General features: G+C 58.8%; 20 protein-coding genes. 19 read left to right on the top strand and 1 reads right to left on the bottom strand.

What is annotated here, in order from left to right:
* The first annotated feature begins 56 nt into the window (after positions 1 to 56).
* Complete coding sequence (locus DPQ25_RS05715) at positions 57 to 701, top strand: glycoside hydrolase family 25 protein (protein WP_112332219.1); 645 nt, start codon at positions 57 to 59, stop codon at positions 699 to 701.
* A 102-nt stretch (positions 702 to 803) separates the two neighbouring features.
* Here DPQ25_RS05715 and DPQ25_RS05720 read toward each other — a convergent pair whose 3' ends face one another.
* The gene (locus DPQ25_RS05720) at positions 804 to 1,676 is read right to left on the bottom strand and encodes a DegV family protein (RefSeq protein WP_112332220.1); all 873 of its coding nucleotides are present in this window, start codon (positions 1,674 to 1,676) and stop codon (positions 804 to 806) included.
* Positions 1,677 to 1,986: 310 nt separating this feature from the next.
* Between DPQ25_RS05720 and DPQ25_RS05725 the strand changes: the two genes are divergently transcribed.
* The 18 genes from DPQ25_RS05725 (at position 1,987) to DPQ25_RS05805 (ending at position 14,946) form a co-directional block, all read left to right on the top strand.
* The gene (locus tag DPQ25_RS05725) at positions 1,987 to 2,382 is read left to right on the top strand and encodes a hypothetical protein (protein ID WP_112332221.1); all 396 of its coding nucleotides are present in this window, start codon (positions 1,987 to 1,989) and stop codon (positions 2,380 to 2,382) included.
* Positions 2,366 to 3,613 (top strand): PBSX family phage terminase large subunit, encoded by a 1,248-nt coding sequence (locus DPQ25_RS05730; protein ID WP_112332222.1) that lies wholly within the window; start codon positions 2,366 to 2,368, stop codon positions 3,611 to 3,613. The genes DPQ25_RS05725 and DPQ25_RS05730 overlap by 17 nt, the downstream gene beginning before the upstream one ends.
* Before the next feature lie 4 nt (positions 3,614 to 3,617).
* Positions 3,618 to 4,781, top strand: a complete 1,164-nt coding sequence (locus DPQ25_RS05735) for a phage portal protein (protein ID WP_112332223.1) — start codon at positions 3,618 to 3,620, stop codon at positions 4,779 to 4,781.
* A 5-nt stretch (positions 4,782 to 4,786) separates the two neighbouring features.
* Positions 4,787 to 5,797: a hypothetical protein gene (locus DPQ25_RS05740; RefSeq protein WP_242978240.1), complete on the top strand. Its 1,011-nt coding sequence runs from the start codon at positions 4,787 to 4,789 to the stop codon at positions 5,795 to 5,797.
* Positions 5,798 to 5,823: 26 nt separating this feature from the next.
* Positions 5,824 to 6,165 carry a hypothetical protein gene (locus DPQ25_RS05745; RefSeq protein WP_112332224.1) on the top strand — a complete coding sequence of 114 codons (342 nt, stop codon included), beginning with the start codon at positions 5,824 to 5,826 and terminating at the stop codon, positions 6,163 to 6,165.
* Positions 6,166 to 6,298: 133 nt separating this feature from the next.
* Complete coding sequence (locus DPQ25_RS05750; protein WP_112332225.1) at positions 6,299 to 7,333, top strand: phage major capsid protein; 1,035 nt, start codon at positions 6,299 to 6,301, stop codon at positions 7,331 to 7,333.
* Positions 7,320 to 7,685, top strand: a complete 366-nt coding sequence (locus DPQ25_RS05755) for a hypothetical protein (protein WP_112332226.1) — start codon at positions 7,320 to 7,322, stop codon at positions 7,683 to 7,685. Before DPQ25_RS05750 ends, DPQ25_RS05755 begins: the two co-directional genes overlap by 14 nt.
* Complete coding sequence (locus DPQ25_RS05760) at positions 7,682 to 7,984, top strand: hypothetical protein (RefSeq protein ID WP_112332227.1); 303 nt, start codon at positions 7,682 to 7,684, stop codon at positions 7,982 to 7,984. Before DPQ25_RS05755 ends, DPQ25_RS05760 begins: the two co-directional genes overlap by 4 nt.
* Positions 7,981 to 8,112 (top strand): hypothetical protein, encoded by a 132-nt coding sequence (locus DPQ25_RS15220; protein ID WP_256557048.1) that lies wholly within the window; start codon positions 7,981 to 7,983, stop codon positions 8,110 to 8,112. The genes DPQ25_RS05760 and DPQ25_RS15220 overlap by 4 nt, the downstream gene beginning before the upstream one ends.
* Entirely contained in the window at positions 8,109 to 8,621 is a 513-nt protein-coding gene (locus tag DPQ25_RS05765; RefSeq protein ID WP_112332228.1) for a LysM peptidoglycan-binding domain-containing protein, read from the top strand. The genes DPQ25_RS15220 and DPQ25_RS05765 overlap by 4 nt, the downstream gene beginning before the upstream one ends.
* A complete protein-coding gene (locus DPQ25_RS05770; protein WP_112332229.1) occupies positions 8,618 to 9,559 on the top strand; it encodes a hypothetical protein in 942 nt (313 codons plus the stop codon). Before DPQ25_RS05765 ends, DPQ25_RS05770 begins: the two co-directional genes overlap by 4 nt.
* A complete protein-coding gene (locus tag DPQ25_RS05775; protein ID WP_112332230.1) occupies positions 9,538 to 9,876 on the top strand; it encodes a hypothetical protein in 339 nt (112 codons plus the stop codon). The genes DPQ25_RS05770 and DPQ25_RS05775 overlap by 22 nt, the downstream gene beginning before the upstream one ends.
* A 3-nt stretch (positions 9,877 to 9,879) precedes the next feature.
* On the top strand, positions 9,880 to 10,212 hold the full coding sequence (locus tag DPQ25_RS05780; protein ID WP_112332231.1) for a hypothetical protein: 333 nt from the start codon (positions 9,880 to 9,882) through the stop codon (positions 10,210 to 10,212).
* Positions 10,199 to 11,260 carry a baseplate J/gp47 family protein gene (locus tag DPQ25_RS05785; RefSeq protein WP_207657294.1) on the top strand — a complete coding sequence of 354 codons (1,062 nt, stop codon included), beginning with the start codon at positions 10,199 to 10,201 and terminating at the stop codon, positions 11,258 to 11,260. The genes DPQ25_RS05780 and DPQ25_RS05785 overlap by 14 nt, the downstream gene beginning before the upstream one ends.
* Positions 11,257 to 11,880, top strand: coding sequence for a hypothetical protein (locus tag DPQ25_RS05790; RefSeq protein ID WP_112332233.1), 624 nt, complete (start codon positions 11,257 to 11,259; stop codon positions 11,878 to 11,880). The genes DPQ25_RS05785 and DPQ25_RS05790 overlap by 4 nt, the downstream gene beginning before the upstream one ends.
* Positions 11,864 to 12,334 carry a hypothetical protein gene (locus DPQ25_RS05795; protein WP_112332234.1) on the top strand — a complete coding sequence of 157 codons (471 nt, stop codon included), beginning with the start codon at positions 11,864 to 11,866 and terminating at the stop codon, positions 12,332 to 12,334. The genes DPQ25_RS05790 and DPQ25_RS05795 overlap by 17 nt, the downstream gene beginning before the upstream one ends.
* A gap of 329 nt (positions 12,335 to 12,663) precedes the next feature.
* A complete protein-coding gene (gene hflX, locus DPQ25_RS05800) occupies positions 12,664 to 13,911 on the top strand; it encodes a GTPase HflX (protein WP_112332350.1) in 1,248 nt (415 codons plus the stop codon).
* Between the two features lie 306 nt (positions 13,912 to 14,217).
* A complete protein-coding gene (locus DPQ25_RS05805) occupies positions 14,218 to 14,946 on the top strand; it encodes a VanZ family protein (RefSeq protein WP_112332235.1) in 729 nt (242 codons plus the stop codon).
* The last annotated feature ends 57 nt before the right edge of the window (positions 14,947 to 15,003 follow it).

The raw sequence follows: 15,003 nt of genomic DNA on the forward strand, positions 1-15,003 counted from the left end.
CACACAGAAAATCCTTTCGTACGGCAGCCGTCATTTTTAAATTGGGAGGGAATAAAATGAGTCCGATTAAGGGAATGGATGTCTCTCATTACCAGGGCGACATCGACTTTAACAAGGCGAAGGCGGACGGCATCGAGTTTGCCATGATTCGTGCGGGCTACGGCTGGAAGGATTGGGAGAACCAGACGGACCGGCAGTATTACAGCAATATGTCCAAAGCCAAGCGGGCCGGTGTGGCGAGGGGCGCGTACCTGTACAGCTATGCGCTGACACCGGAGGACGCCAAGCTGGAGGCGGATTTTTTCCTGCACTTAATCGGCGGCTACCACCTGGAGTACCCGGTCGCTTACGATGTGGAAGACGCGTCGCAGGCCAACCTGGGCAAGGAGCGTCTGACAGAGATTGCCGACACATTCCTGACGAGGGTGCAGAACGCCGGTTACTATGTGTGCCTGTATACAAATTTGGACTGGATTACGTACCGCTACGACATGAATAAGCTGAAAAAGTTTGACGTGTGGTATGCCCAGTACAATGACCGTCCGACCTACAACGGCCAGTTCGGCATGTGGCAGCACACCAGCAAGGGCAAGGTGAATGGCGTCTCGGGAAATGTAGACCTGGATTGGTCGTATGTCGATTATCCGAGCGTTATGAAGCGTGTCGGGCTGAACGGCTTCCCTAAAAATTGCGGTGCTTAAGAAATAGGCTGTAGCTAAAGTAAAAATCCCGGTCGAGTCCTTGGACTCAACCGGGATTTTTGCGTTGAAAACGTAAAATATATACCTGGTATGCATAAATAATCAGCGCTCTGTGCCCAGGAAAAACAGGGCTACCGTGCCGGGGCCGGAGTGCGCGCTGATGACGGGGCCAACATAATGAATAATGACCTTGGGAACCTTCAGCTGCTGCTTAATCTGCCGGGCGATATACTCCGCGTCGGCCTGCGCATCGCAGTGGCTGATAAAGACGGTCTGGGTTTCGGGCGCGACAGCGGTTTTGGCCATGTGGCCGACGAGTGCATCGAGCGAGGCCCTTCTGCCGCGGGCCTTGCCGACATTGATCAGCCTGCCGGCATTGTCAACATGCAGGACGGGCTTAATATGCAGCATGGCGCCGAAAAACGCAGTGGCGGAAGAGATTCGCCCGCCGCGGCGCAGGTGCTGCAGGTCGTCAACAGTAAACCAGTGGCACAGCTGGAGCTTATTCTGCTCCAGCCACAGGCGGACCTCGTCAATACTCTTGCCCTTTTCACGTTCTTTGTGGGCGAGGTAGATAAGCAGGCCCTCGCCCAGGGAAGCGCACAGCGAATCCACCACATAGATTTTCCGGTCGGGATAGCTTTTCGCCAGATCCTCGGCGGCCATTTGGGCCGCGTTGCAGGTGTTGCTGAGCGCAGAGGAGAAGGCGATGCATAGAATATCGCGGCCCGCCTGCAAAATCGGTTCCATAGCCGCCCGAAAGGCTTCTACATTGACGGCGGAGGTCGTGCAGGGCGTACCGGCTCTTAAAAGCCGGAAAAATTCAGCGAAGCTGATGTCGCTTCCATCCAGAAGATTGCGGTACTCCTTTCCCGCTATATTGACGGAGAGCGGGAGGACGGTCAGCCCCATCTCCTTCGCCAGCGCATCGGGGAGGTCGCAGCTGGAGTCTGTTACAATCGTAAAATCAGCCATATTTCCTAAGAACCCCTTTCTAATGGTAGCATTGACAAAAAATGCCGGGTGTTATTCACAGAAGGCATTCTGTTTTTTGTATTTTTTAGCTTTTGATTTGTTTTTATTTTAACAGAATATTACAGGATTGTAAACCAGAACACAAGAATTAGTGAATAAAAGCATAGGAGCAAATATTAAAAACAAGGTTGTGAGCACAACGCTGATTTTTATGTGCTTGTAAAGCGCGGATAAAATTATTTTAAAAAAACTTACAGTATTTTATGTAATTTCCAGCAGTTTGGGCGGGTTATGTGAAGGGGGGAGGCCATTGCAAAAGGAGAGAACAACGGAAAGAAAGGAGGCTGCGGCGAGCGCTAAGGAGAAAAAAATACCTGTACCGGCCCGGATGACGGTGGATCATGGGCTGCGGCAGCTGGCATTTGGCGACATTTCGGATGCCGTGCGCCTGATCTTCGGCCCGCCGGGGGAGCCGGAGGAACTGGAGAAAATGAATCTGTTCAATATCTCTGAGATCCGGCGCGGCAAGGACGGCCTGGTGGAGATTAAGCTCTACGACCGAATGGAGGCCATGCGCTGCCTGGAGGAACGAAAGGCAAACCGGGAAGAGGTGCTGCCGCTGTACCAGGCGCTGCAGCGAAGCGCCCGCTTCCTGCCCGCTGAGGGAGCGGCGGAGAAGGGCTCAGACGATGGCGGCAAAGCTTGAGCGTTTTTCTCAAAAACAGCTGCAAGTGCTGGCTTGGTGGTGTGCGGGCAGCCCCTGGCAGGACCGCACGGCGATTATTTGCGACGGGGCGGTGCGCAGCGGAAAAACGCTCTGTCTGGGCCTGGGGTTTATCACCTGGGCGTTTTATGCCTTTGAGGGGCGGGCCTTTGCCGTTTGCGGTAAGACGATCCGTTCCGTCAAACGCAATTTAATTGCCACCCTGCTGCCTGTTTTAGAGGCCAACGGCTTCCACTGCGCGCTGCACCACAGCGAAAACCGCCTGCATGTCCGCTGTGGGGAACGAAAAAACGACTTTTACCTTTTTGGCGGCCGGGACGAGGGATCCTCGGCGTTGATTCAAGGCATGACGCTGGCGGGAGTCCTGTTGGACGAGGTTGCCCTGATGCCGCGTTCGTTTGTGGAGCAGGCCCTGGCGCGGTGCTCATTGGAGGGCAGCCGCTTTTGGTTCAACTGCAACCCGGAGGGGCCGCAGCACTGGTTTTACCAGGAATGGATTCGCAAGGCGGAGGAAAAAAAGGCGCTGCACTTGCATTTCAGGATGGAGGACAACCCCTCGCTGAGCACAGAGATGCGGCGCCGCTATGAGAGCCTGTACAGCGGGACCTTTTATGAGCGGTTTATTCTGGGCAGCTGGACGGCCGCACAGGGCCTGGTCTATCCCTTTATGGACGCGGGAATATTTACAGACCCGCCGGAGAACTGCCGGGCCTACCGGGTTTCGTGCGATTACGGCACAGCAAATCCATGCTCTATCGGCCTATGGGGCCTGAGTGAAAATACTTGGTACCGCATCGACGAATACTATTTCGATTCCCGCCGGGAGGGGTACCAAAAGACGGATGAGGAGCACTACCGTGCGCTGGAGGCGCTCTGCGGACAACATGAGGTGGAATGGGTGGTGGTGGACCCCTCCGCCGCAAGCTTTATCCAGACCATCCGGCGGCATGGGCGGTTTGTGGTGATTCCCGCGGTCAACGATGTGATGGACGGGATTCGCCGCGTCAGCGTCGTGTTGAAGGAGGGGCGCGTGCGTATTTGCAGGGGCTGCCGGGATGCGGTGCGCGAGTTTGGCCTTTACCGCTGGAACGACAGCCGCGCCGCCGACACGCCTAAAAAGGAGAACGACCATGCGATGGACGACATTCGGTATTTTGTGGCCCAGCTTGAGGAAGAAGAGGACTTTTGGGCGACAGCCGCGGTAAGGAGGTGAGAACATGAAGAACAAATTTTTTGGAAAAAGGAGAAAAACGCAGGAAGATTCGGGCCGTGACAGCCCTTCCCTGGCGGTGCAGACGCGTTCGCCGGGCGGCTATGGGCTGCTGCCTTTCCAAGAAAATTACCTGCCGCAGTCCAGCGGCGAGCTGAGGCTTTACCGTGCGCTGCGCGAGGGGGTACCGATTATCGATGCGGCGATTGGCAAGCTGCTGCGCCTGGTAGGCAGCTTTCAGGTGTGCTGCGGCAATCCCGCTGCCGGGCGGGCGTTGGCGGATTTCCTGCGCAATGTGCCGGTCAACTACGGCGGGTGTGGAATACAGGCCTTTCTCACGGCCTACTTTGCTCAGCTGCTGACCTATGGCAATGCTGTGGGGGAGATGGTGCTGAATAGCGCGGGGGAAATCGGCGCGCTCTACAACGCCGCGCTGGAGGATGTGGAGTTCAAGGCGTTGTCGCCGCTGAAAATGCAGGTGTGCAGGCGGGAGCAGGGCCAGAGCATTCCGGTGGATTATCCGGAGCTGGTTGTGACTACCGCGCTGAACCCGGAGCCGGGGAGCCTGAAAGGAACCTCCCTGCTGCATGGCCTGCCGTTTGTCAGCGCTATTTTGCTCCAAATTTACCAGACCATCGGGCTGAACTGGGAACGGGCCGGCAATGTGCGCTTTGCGGTGACCTACCGCCCCTCGGGCGACGGCGACCGCGCGCTTGCCAAGGAACGGGCCAAACAAATTGCCGCCGAGTGGAGCAAGGCCATGGCGAAGGGCAGCATCAGCGATTTTGTTACGGTGGGGGATGTCAGCATCCGGGCCATCGGCGCGGATAACCAGGTGATGGACAGCGACATCCCGGTGCGCCAATTGCTGGAGCAGATTGTGGCAAAGCTGGGGCTGCCGCCGTTTCTGCTGGGGCTTTCCTGGTCCTCAACCGAGCGGATGTCAAGCCAGCAGGCGGATATTTTAACCAGTGAGCTGGAGGCCTACCGGCGGCTGCTCAACCCGATGCTGGAACAAATTTGCTCGGTTTGGCTGAGACTGAAGGGCTGGGATACGGAATTTCGAGTGGAATGGGAGGACATCACGATGCAGGATGAGACGGAGTCCGCCAATGCACGGCTGCTCAATGCGCGTGCGGCGGAAATCGAGGCACGTTTGAAGGGGAGGTGAAGGCCATGGATGAAATGATTCAACAGCCTCAAGAGGGCCCGGCGGAAAACAGCTGCCCATCGCCGGAGGAGCTGGCAGGCATTAACGCCTATACCCGGCGCGAATTTAAGGCCGAGGAGCTGTATGTGTTTAGTGTGGTGCTCTGTGATAATGAGATCGACCGCGACCTGGAGCGGTTCAGCATCCCGGCACTGGAAAAGATGGCCGGTTTGTTTTGCGGCAAGACGGGAATTTATAACCACAGCATGGACGCCAATACACAAAGCGCACGGATTTTCCGGTGTGAGACGGAACAGGTGCCAGGCCGCAGCACGGAGTGCGGAGAACCCTACACCCGTCTGGTGGCGCGCGCTTATCTGCCGCGCGGCGGGAAAAACGAGAGCCTGATCCTCGACCTGGAAAGCGGAATGAAAAAAGAGGTCAGCGTGGGCTGTAGCATGGGGCATGCAGTCTGCTCGATATGTGGGGCGGACCGGCGCACAGAGCCCTGCGGGCATGTACCGGGTGAGCGGTACGGCGGCACGCGTTGCTGTACGGTTCTGGAGGATCCGCTCGATGCCTATGAATGGTCCTTTGTAGCGGTGCCCGCCCAGCGGGAGGCCGGGGTCATTAAAAGCTATGAGGAGCATTTGGAGCAAGGCGGGGACCATGCCCGCAAGGTGTGGAAGACACAGCGGGAGGCGGTTCCCGGCGGCTGGCAGGGCCAACCGCCGGAAGGTTGGCCGCCCGTGCTGCTGGAAAGAGTAAAGGGGCTGGAGCAGGCCGCCGAATGGGGGCGTATTTGGAGGCAGGAGCTGGCCGCGCGGGTGAAAAAAATGGGCCGCCTGGCGTTACCGGAGCTGGAGGCCAGCGTATTGGAGAGCTTGGTGGAGTCCGCGGGAGTCGGGGAGCTCAGGGCGTTGGAAAAGGCCTTTACCAGGCGGGCCGAAAAGGATTTTCCGCTTTTTCCGCAGCTGGCCGTCCCGGAAGCGGCGACATGCAGGGAGCAGGAGCAGAACAGGACCTATCAAATTTAAGGCATTGTGAAAGAGGAGGAGTAAAAATGGAAATATCTTTGCAGGGATACCGGGAAAATGTAGCGACCTTTGAGGCTGATGAAACCGTGAGGCCTGGAAATCTGGTTAAACTGACGGAAAATGGCAAGGTGGGCCCCTGTGCGGAGGGCGACCTTTTCATCGGCGCAGCGGTTTCTGTGCGCGGCGGCTGTGCGGCGGTGCAGCTTGCGGGGTATTGCAGGCTTGCCTATGAGGGAACACAGCCGGCTTTGGGCTGGCAGACGCTGTCGGCCAAGGGCGCGGCGGCCGTGAAGGCGGATGCGGCGGGCCGCCTGTGTCTAGTGACGGATGTGGATGCCACGGCAAAGGTTGCAGGAATGATCCTTTAAGGAACACAGTACCGGGCAAACGAGGGCGGCGCCCGGCGCCGGCAAGGAGCCGGTGCTCCGCCGTTGTCAAAAGGCAAAGCTGTTTAACAATAAGTAATATTTAAATAATAAATTACATATAGGAGGAATTATCATGTCCAATTATGAAAAAATTCACCTGGAAAAAGGCATGTACGGCGTAAGCGGCAAAAGCTTTACGCAGCTGCTGGAGGAGCTGGACCCCTCTGATGCATACCAGGGCACTGCCCTGGAGGGGCTGGACGCATACCAGCGCCAGCTGAAACGCTTTGATATCAGGGTGGGCGGCGCGGACTCCAGCCGGGTGGAAAAGTTCTTCCAGACAGCCGACAGCGCGGCGCTTTTCCCCGAATATGTCAGCCGTGCGGTGCGTCAGGGGATGGAGCAGGAGGATGTTTTGCCCGCAATCGTCGCTGCAGTGACCAATATCGATGCCATGGATTACCGTACCATCACCTCGGACCTGAGCGCGGATGAGAAATCGCTCAAGCCGGTGCTGGAGGGGGCCGTCATTCCGCAAACGACCATTAGCACCAAGGAAAGCCTCGTGCGCCTGCACAAGCGCGGGCGCATGCTGGTTTCCAGCTATGAGGCGCTGCGCTTTCAGCGCCTGGACCTGTTTACGGTTACACTGCGGCAGATTGGCGCATACATTTCGCGTGCGCAGCTCAACGATGCGGTCGAGGTGCTGCTCAGCGGCGACGACGGAAAAAGCCCTGCGGGAACCGTTGCCGCTGCCGGGACCGGCGTTACTTATGAGGATATCGTCTCCCTGTGGGGGGCGCTCGCGCCCTACCGCCTCAATACGCTGCTGGCTTCCACAAATACCATGAAGGACCTGCTTAAAATCACGGAGTTCAAAGACGCCCAGGCGGGCTTGAATTTCCAGGGCACCGGGCGGATGATTACCCCGCTCGGCGCAACCCTGCTGCATATCCCGGCGCTGCCGGATCATAAGATCATCGGGCTGGACAAGACCTGCGCCCTGGAGATGGTGCAGGCCGGCGGCGTGCTGACCGACTATGACCGCCTGATCGACCGCCAGCTAGAGCGCGCTTCCATCACGACAATAGCCGGGTTCTCCAGGATTTTTGAGGATTCCTGCAAAGCGCTGACTTACCAGGGGGCGGCTCAAAATGCTAAGGGCTGACGATGTTATGGAGCGGTTCGAGCTTCTGGCTGAGCTGACGCCCGAGGAAGCGGAGCGCTACCGTGTGCTGTGTGCGGACGCGGCGCTGCATGTTAAAAATATGCTGCAGCACGAGGCGCCCGAAGAGGCGGACCGGCTGTTTTGCTTTGCCGCAGCCGCGCTGGCGGCATACCGGAAGGCGCTGGCGGACAGCGGCGCAGGCGAGGAGGCCTTCTCTGCCGGGGATCTCAAGGTCACCCGCAGAAAGGCAGAGCTGCAAAACGCCCGCGCCCTGTGGGAGGACTCCGTGACGGCGCTGGAGCCCTGGCTGCGGGATAAAGGCTTTGAAATGCGGAGCGTGAGGTACCAATGACCAGGCGCGGACAAATTGAATACTCCATGCGGCGGTACGGTGTGCCGCTGTGTGTTGAGGGCACGCAGGGAGTGGGCTTTCTGCGGGCGCTGAACACAAAAAGCGGGCAGGAGCCGGAGGAGTACTGGTGCGCGGTGCAGGCCGGGCTTGGCCTGCGGGAGGGCGCCTTGGTGGAGTGCCGCGGCCGCCGCTACCAGGTGGTGCGTTGGGAGCGGATGTGGATGGGGCGCGAGGAGCTATATGATTGGGCGATTTTGCACCGGACGGAGGGTGCGCTGAACAGGGAGGGGATTATTTGACGGAGCAAATGATACCGGCAGGGAACGGCCTGGAGGAAAACGAGCTTTTTTCTGCGGTGCAGTCCTTTTCCAAACAGGTGGAGGAGGACTACAGAAGATACCCGCATAATTTGGAGGAAGAGCCATGAATCTGCCGATGCAGTTCCAAGGCTATTGCTGGCCGAACAACCCCTATGAAATCACCGTTCAATACACACGGGCCGTACAGGAGCAGCAACAGCCAGGCTGCCGCAGTGTCGTGCAAAATATGGGGCGGAGGTGCCGGGTCATAGCAGGGAAGGGGATTTTTCTCGGCGCTGGATGCCGGGAACAGTTTGACCGCCTGGCTGCTTTGCTGGAGCAGGGGGGCGAAGGGCTGCTGACCCTGCCGGGAGAAGCGCCGCTGCGCGCCGTGTTTGCCAGTTTGAAGCTGACGGGGGAATCCCGCCCAAATCAACTGGGCTACAGCTTTCAGTTTTATGAGGTTCCCAGCGGCAGGGTAGCTGAGGGCGGCGGCTGTTACCGGGTCGCCAGGGAAGGCGAGACCCTCTGGCAGGTAGCGATGCTTTGCGGGGTTCCGGTGGACGAACTGCGTGTACTCAACCGGGTGCAGTGGCCCAACGCGCTGCCCGTGGGGACAAGGCTGGTGCTGCCATGAAATGGGAGGGAATAGGGCCTGACGGCGCCCGGGTTAGCCTTCCGGCCCCGGTATCAGCCACGGTTTTCTGCGATGAGGATGCGCCCGCGGATCAATACACGGCAGTTTTTCCGGCGGATCGGCCCCTGTGCATAACCGGCCTCCGGGCGCAGAGCGGCTCCGGGGAGCACGGTTTTACACTGGAAGGGATTGTCGACAGCAGGGAGTGGGTTCGCTCCTTGTCCGGCTGCCTGCTGCGGGTCAGCGCGCGCAGCAGGGCCGCGTTGCTGCTGGACAATGAGGCGGTGCCGGAGACGCTGGACGCCCCCTCGCTGGAAAAACTGTTTGATATGCATGTAAGGCCCTACGGCTTTACGGGCTTCACCGGGGATTCACGCTCCTTTTCCGGTAAGCTGGTGATTACGAGGGGGATGAGCGAATGGCAGGCCGTTGAAAAGTTCTGCACGTCTTTTCTGCGCTGCCGCCCCCATGTAAGCGGCAGGATGCTCCTCACAGGCAAAAGAGAGCCCAAAAGGCCGGTGTGCTTCGGCCGGGAAATTTCCTTTGGCCGTCTGGCGCTGGCAGAGGAGGACTATCAGCGGATTTCCGAGCTCCGGGTCCGGCAGCAGGGCGCTGCCGGCTACGGGCGCGTGATAAGGGACCCTGCGGCCTCGGCGCTGGGGGTTGTGCGCCGCCGCTGCCTTTCAGAGGAAGGCGAACGGACGGCGGAGCAGGTCTTGGCCCTGGCACGCAAAAAGGCCTTTGCCGTGGAGGTGGATTGCTTTCAGCCGCCCTATTTTCCACTGTTTACGGATTGTATGATCTCGGACGCTCAGATTGGAGAATATACAAATTTGTATATTTCATCAATAAAATACTATTTGGATAAAAATAAGGCGTATTGCCGTTACACGCTACGCCGAAAGGAGGGGGAAGCATGTGGCTGGCAAGACAAATGATTGAAGCACAGAGGCGGCAGCCCGCCGCAGAGGCCTCTTATCTGGCGGAAGGGGACGGCGCGGAAGGGGCTAACCGGTACCTTGGGGTTGAGCTTGCGGCCCCCTGGGGCATTGAATACGCCGCGCCCGATTACGCCCGGGCGACACTGGTGGCAACACAGGAGGGCATGGTGTGTGTGGGAACGGCGATGCAGGCCTCCGGGCTGCTTGAGGCCGGGGAACTCCGGCTTTTTTCCCGCGGAGGCGCGGAGATCATTCTGCGCAATGATGGGACGGTGTCCATCAATGGGCGGGTATTCGAGGCAAAGGAGGGCTGACGGGTGGATCACATTTTGCAGGATGGAGATTTTGCCCTGAACGCATCGGGCTATCCGGAGACGGCGGCGGGCACGCGGGCTCTGTTGCAGCGTGCGGAGCTGCGCCTGCGGATTCCCCGGGGCAGCTTTGATTATGACGGCCTGCTGGGCAGCCGGCTGCCCGCCATGCGCGGCATGAATGAGGAATGGGCCCTGGCGCTCGCCCGCGAAGCCCTGGCGCCTCTCCCGGAGGTACAGGCGGCTGCGGTGCGGGTTGAGGCGGAGTGTGTGCGGGTTGAGGTTTTAATCGACGGCGGGAGGTATGAGATCGAGGTGGAACGAAATGGAGAGCTATGAGCAGCTGACAGGCCGCATGTACCGCAGCTTTGAGGAGCTGGCGGGCTATTCGCCGGACGACGCCTCTGATTTGGGCATTCGCATGAAGGTGTTGGCGGGGGAGGTTTATTCGGCTCTGGCGTCACTGGAATATTTGAAGGGGCAGCTGTCGCTGTCCACCGCATCAGGCGCTCAGCTTACGGCGTTGGCGGCGGAGTACGGCCTTACACGTAAGCCGGCGCAAAAGGCCCAGGGGGTTCTGCGTTTTTCGATCGGTGAGGACGGGTGGTACAGCATTACAATTCCCCGGGGAAGCGTATGCACAACTGCGGATGGAGCGGTCAACTTTGTCACCACACAGGAGGCCGTGCTGGCTGCGGGCAGCCGTTATGTGCTGGCGCCGGCTGCGGCGGAGCAGGCCGGGCGGGCCGGAAATGTCCGTGCCGGGACGGTTGTGGTCCTGGTCAGCCAGCCGGTCGGTATAGAGCAGGTGACAAACCTGGAGGCCTTCTCAGGCGGCGCGGAAGAGGAATCGGACGAGCATCTGCGCGGCCGGCTGCTAAAGCTGCTGCGCGACCCGCCCCGCAGTGCAAACGCGGCCTTTTACCGGGAGCTTTGCCTGAGGAACCCGGCGGTGGCGTCGGTCTCTGTCGACGGGACGGTCGCCCGGGTGGCGCTCTATCTGGCAGGGCAGGGCAAGGCTCCGGACGCAGCGGTGGTGGAGTCCGTCCGGGAGGCCGTACAAAAAGAGGCGCCGGTGGGGGTGACGGTGGCAGTCCAGGCGGTTGCGCTGAAGAAAATTCCGGTGTCCGCCGAATTAACGGCCTATCCCGGCTGGCAGACAGATGAGACAAAGAAGGCTTGTGAAGCCTGTACGCAGGATTTTTTCCATGCGCTCGGCGCAGGAGAAAATTTTTACACAGCACGGCTGGCGGCCGCTCTGCTGGGCAGCGGAAAAATTGTAAACTGCACTTTTTCCGCCGCTACCGCGGACGTGGCTGTGGCAGCCGGTGAGCTCGCTGTTTGCGGGGACATCCGCTACACCTGGAAAGGCAGGGCGGATGTATGAATAAACCGATTACGCCGCTGGCTTCTATGGAGGCGCGCCTGAAAGCGACGGGGGTGTACCGCCTGGCTGCCACGGACCTGGTGTACCTGGAGCTATGCGCCTATCAGAGCGCCCTGTCCGTCCTATTTGAGGGTGTGTTGGAGCTGGAGCGGGAGGGGTTTTTATCCACAGCACAGGATTGGGGGCTCGCGGAGGCGGAGTGGCGGTATGGGCTGGCAGCGGACGGCCTGACTGCCGCAGAGCGCCGGCGGCGGGTACAGGCCTATGCCTATTCCCGCACCGCGGGCGGGCTGGAAGCCTTCACGGCATTGCTGGCCGCAATGGGCTGTACGGGCAATGCCGTGCTGGATGGAGAACGCTGGTGCGTTTACCTGGAAACCGCTCCGCCCTCCGGGCAGGCCGAGGCGCTGCTGCGGCAAAAGCTGATGGGAGCCGCGCCAGCGAATGCCGAGGTGGAGCTGGTGGTCCGGCCCGCAGCCTGGGATGCGCTGGATGCGCTGGCAGAAAGCTGGGCAGCCTGGGAGGCAAAAAAGCTGGACTGGGATGCCTTTGACAGCGGCGCGGGCTTACAGCCCGAGCAAAACAGAAAAGGGGGAATATATTTTGCCGACAAGCCATAAGACCGGACTGGGGCTGAACGCCTGGGTGGGGAGCGACTGCCCAATGCGCCAGGATTTTGTCGACGACAATACGCTTTTAGATGAGCTGATATCCACGCATATCAATAATCAGGAGCAGCATTTGTCGGCGGTGGACCGGGCGCTGCTGGAGTCCGGCATTGTCATCGGACGGTATACGGGGGATGGCGCCGCCTCCAAAAAAATCGCGCTGGAAATCCAGCCGAAATTTGTCATGGTGTTTATGATGATGAACCCGGCGGTGCTGTACGACCAGGGGAAAAACTACAGCCTGGTCTGCTCCGGGTTCGCGCTAGCGGGAATCTCCAGCGGAGCGGTGGCTTTAAGCGGCAGCACGCTTACGGTTTACCAATCTACTTCAGAGCCGTCTGCCGGGGGACAAAAAAATAACCTCAATGCCAAGGGGTCGTCTTATTTTTACGCGGTGTTTAGATAAAAGGCGTTGCTCTGAAAATAATGGTTGAAAAAGAAGCGCTTTTGTGCTATAGTCTTTTTAAATCAATTGATTGGTATTAAACGATGGAAGGGGCGGTGAATAATCCATGAAAAAGAGGATGGATTTCTATTCTGAAAAGATCAGAAAGGGAATATTCACCGGTTGGCAGTAACCCGACGGCGTTACTTTTGCTGCTTAAGTGAATCTTTTTCCGGCACTTCTGATTTTTTCAGGAGTGCCGTTTTTTATCGGCTGGAATGAATCAGCTTTTTCAGGGCAACACAAGAAATAAAGCATGCGGGCGAGACCTTTTGCAAAGGGGAGATTATATGTTTGAAACAGAAGAGAAAAAGCAGCGGGCGCTGCTGGTGTCGGTCGATACCGGCGAGGATGACGCCCAGGCCTCAATGGAGGAGCTTTACGAGCTGACGCGCAGCGCGGATGCCGAACCGGTGGCGTCGATGATTCAAAAACGCCCCGCCCCGGATGGGGCCACGTGCGTGGGCAGCGGTATGCTAAAGGAAATCGCACAATTCTGTAAAAGCCATGGGATTGACCTGCTGATTTTTGACTGCGAGCTGTCGCCGACACAGATCCGCAACATAGAAGAAGATGCCGGTGTGCGGGTTGTGGACCGTACCATTTTAATTTTAGACATCTTTGCCGCACGGGCACGCAGCCGGGAGGGAAAGCTACAGGTGGAGCTGGCGCAGCTGCAATACCTGCTGCCGCGCCTGACCGGAAAGGGCACGGAGCTTTCCCGGCTGGGCGGCGGAATCGGCACCCGCGGCCCCGGCGAGAGTAAGCTTGAAACGGACCGCCGCCATATCCACAGGAGGATCGAGTCGCTGAAGGCACAGCTTACTGAGGTGGAAAAGCAGCGGGAGCTGACGAAGCGGCAGCGGCGGAAAAGCGGGATACAGATGGTTGCGCTGGTGGGTTACACCAACGCGGGCAAGAGCACGCTGATGAACCGCCTTACAGAGGCGGGGGTCCTGGCAGAGGATAAGCTTTTTGCCACATTGGACCCGACGGTGCGCACGCTGAAGCTGCCCAGCGGCGCAAAGGTGCTGCTGACAGACACAGTTGGGCTGGTCCGGCGGCTGCCGCATCATCTGGTGCAGGCCTTCCACTCCACGCTGGAGCAAGCGGTTGAAGCAGATGTAATTCTGAACATCTGCGATGCTTCCAGCCCGGAGGCCGGACTTCACCTGGAGGTGACGCGCGAGCTGCTGCAGGAGTTGGGCTGCCGTGAACAGCCGGTCCTCTCAGTGCTGAATAAGTGCGACCGTGTACCGGATCTGCAGGGGTTGCCGGTGATCGGCAGCAAGACCCTTCGCATCAGCGCGCTGACAGGCGAAGGAATAGATGATTTGCTGGCTGCGGTTGAGGAAGCGCTGCCGGAAAAAATGCGGAGGATAACGGTGCTGCTGCCCTTTTCTGAGGGAGGGCTGGCAGCAGCGGTGCGCCGCGAGGGCACCGTTTTGGAAGAGGCCTATACAGAGGACGGCCTGCGGATGACGGCAACGGTGGACACGCGCCTGCTGGTAAGACTGGAGGCCTTTATCGTCTCCTGAGCGGCATGGCCTGCGCATTCCGCTGAAGCGGCCCGGATAAAAATAGCAGGGCGGTAAAATAGGACGTTTATTGCGAAAAAAAAGCGCCGGATAAAGAGCAATCCTCTTTATCCGGCGCTTTTAAAAATATGTGTAAAAAGAGAAAAACGCTTCATGACGGGCGGAGCCAGTCCGAAGGCGGCAGAGGCCGCCGCACCCCGTCCCTGTGTGGAATCCCGGACGGAAAACTCGCCGGGAATGCTCCGTTATCTTCTGCATCGCCCGCGCATAAGCTTAACAGGATAGGCTTGGAAAGGGGGAGTCGGCATGCTGGAGAGCATACGGACACCGGCGGGCAGCAGTATTAGTTGGGAACGAATCCACTTGGCATTGCCGGACGGGCTGCTGCTGGGTGCGCTGTTGTTTCTGGCGCTGTGGCTTTTTCATTTTCGCCGGCCCCTCGCGGATGGACGTAAAAGGCCCAACCGGCTGCTGTGCCTGCTGTTCCTTTATTGCGGTGCGGTGGGGGCGCTGACACTGCGCATTACCCTGCCCGCCGGGTGGCAGCCGACAGCGGAGAACACGGCCCGCGCCCTGGCAGCTGTGCGCTGGCTGCCGTTTGAGTCGGCGGTTTCCATTTTCCGCAACTCGGTTGCCATTGGCACAATGAAGTATTTTGTTAGAATCATCGGCGGAAATTTTATCATGCTCCTGCCGCTCGGAATCTTGCTGCCGCTGATTTGGCCGCGGCTCCGTGTCCGGCAGATGGCGTTTATCGCTGTTTTGACGCCGCTGTGCATCGAGCTTCTTCAGCTTTTGGACAATATCTTGGGCGGTATGGTGCGTGCGGTTGAGGTGGAAGACCTTGTGCTCAATGCCTGCGGCTGCCTGTTGGGGTACGGTATTTTGGCGTTGCTGCGTTTTTTGCGGCGCGGGCTCGCACAGCGGGTGCAAAGGCGCCGCGCGCCGGCGCTGGTAATCTGGCTGCCTGAGGGGCCCGGAAGAACCCGGCCCAGCCGGAAAAGAGAAATAAAAATGAGAAAGAGCCGGATGTAACCGGCTCTTTCTCTTGGGGAGGAGTTGTATTGAAAAAGTGTGACAAAACGATTTGCC

This window comes from Hydrogeniiclostridium mannosilyticum, assembly GCF_003268275.1.
Lineage (GTDB): Bacteria > Bacillota > Clostridia > Oscillospirales > Acutalibacteraceae > Hydrogeniiclostridium > Hydrogeniiclostridium mannosilyticum.

Excerpts from the sequence above, each read along its gene's own strand:
- DPQ25_RS05785 (WP_207657294.1), top strand. The coding sequence starts at position 10,199 with ATGGAGAGCTATGAGCAGCTGACAGGCCGCATGTACCGCAGCTTTGAG.
- DPQ25_RS05750 (WP_112332225.1), top strand. The coding sequence starts at position 6,299 with ATGTCCAATTATGAAAAAATTCACCTGGAAAAAGGCATGTACGGCGTA.
- DPQ25_RS05765 (WP_112332228.1), top strand. The coding sequence starts at position 8,109 with ATGAATCTGCCGATGCAGTTCCAAGGCTATTGCTGGCCGAACAACCCC.
- DPQ25_RS05805 (WP_112332235.1), top strand. The coding sequence starts at position 14,218 with ATGCTGGAGAGCATACGGACACCGGCGGGCAGCAGTATTAGTTGGGAA.
- DPQ25_RS05735 (WP_112332223.1), top strand. The coding sequence starts at position 3,618 with ATGAAGAACAAATTTTTTGGAAAAAGGAGAAAAACGCAGGAAGATTCG.
- DPQ25_RS05730 (WP_112332222.1), top strand. The coding sequence starts at position 2,366 with ATGGCGGCAAAGCTTGAGCGTTTTTCTCAAAAACAGCTGCAAGTGCTG.
- DPQ25_RS05760 (WP_112332227.1), top strand. The coding sequence starts at position 7,682 with ATGACCAGGCGCGGACAAATTGAATACTCCATGCGGCGGTACGGTGTG.
- DPQ25_RS05715 (WP_112332219.1), top strand. The coding sequence starts at position 57 with ATGAGTCCGATTAAGGGAATGGATGTCTCTCATTACCAGGGCGACATC.
- DPQ25_RS05775 (WP_112332230.1), top strand. The coding sequence starts at position 9,538 with ATGTGGCTGGCAAGACAAATGATTGAAGCACAGAGGCGGCAGCCCGCC.
- DPQ25_RS05740 (WP_242978240.1), top strand. The coding sequence starts at position 4,787 with ATGGATGAAATGATTCAACAGCCTCAAGAGGGCCCGGCGGAAAACAGC.
- DPQ25_RS05755 (WP_112332226.1), top strand. The coding sequence starts at position 7,320 with ATGCTAAGGGCTGACGATGTTATGGAGCGGTTCGAGCTTCTGGCTGAG.
- DPQ25_RS05720 (WP_112332220.1), bottom strand. The coding sequence starts at position 1,676 with ATGGCTGATTTTACGATTGTAACAGACTCCAGCTGCGACCTCCCCGAT.
- DPQ25_RS05745 (WP_112332224.1), top strand. The coding sequence starts at position 5,824 with ATGGAAATATCTTTGCAGGGATACCGGGAAAATGTAGCGACCTTTGAG.
- hflX (WP_112332350.1), top strand. The coding sequence starts at position 12,664 with ATGTTTGAAACAGAAGAGAAAAAGCAGCGGGCGCTGCTGGTGTCGGTC.
- DPQ25_RS05790 (WP_112332233.1), top strand. The coding sequence starts at position 11,257 with ATGAATAAACCGATTACGCCGCTGGCTTCTATGGAGGCGCGCCTGAAA.
- DPQ25_RS05770 (WP_112332229.1), top strand. The coding sequence starts at position 8,618 with ATGAAATGGGAGGGAATAGGGCCTGACGGCGCCCGGGTTAGCCTTCCG.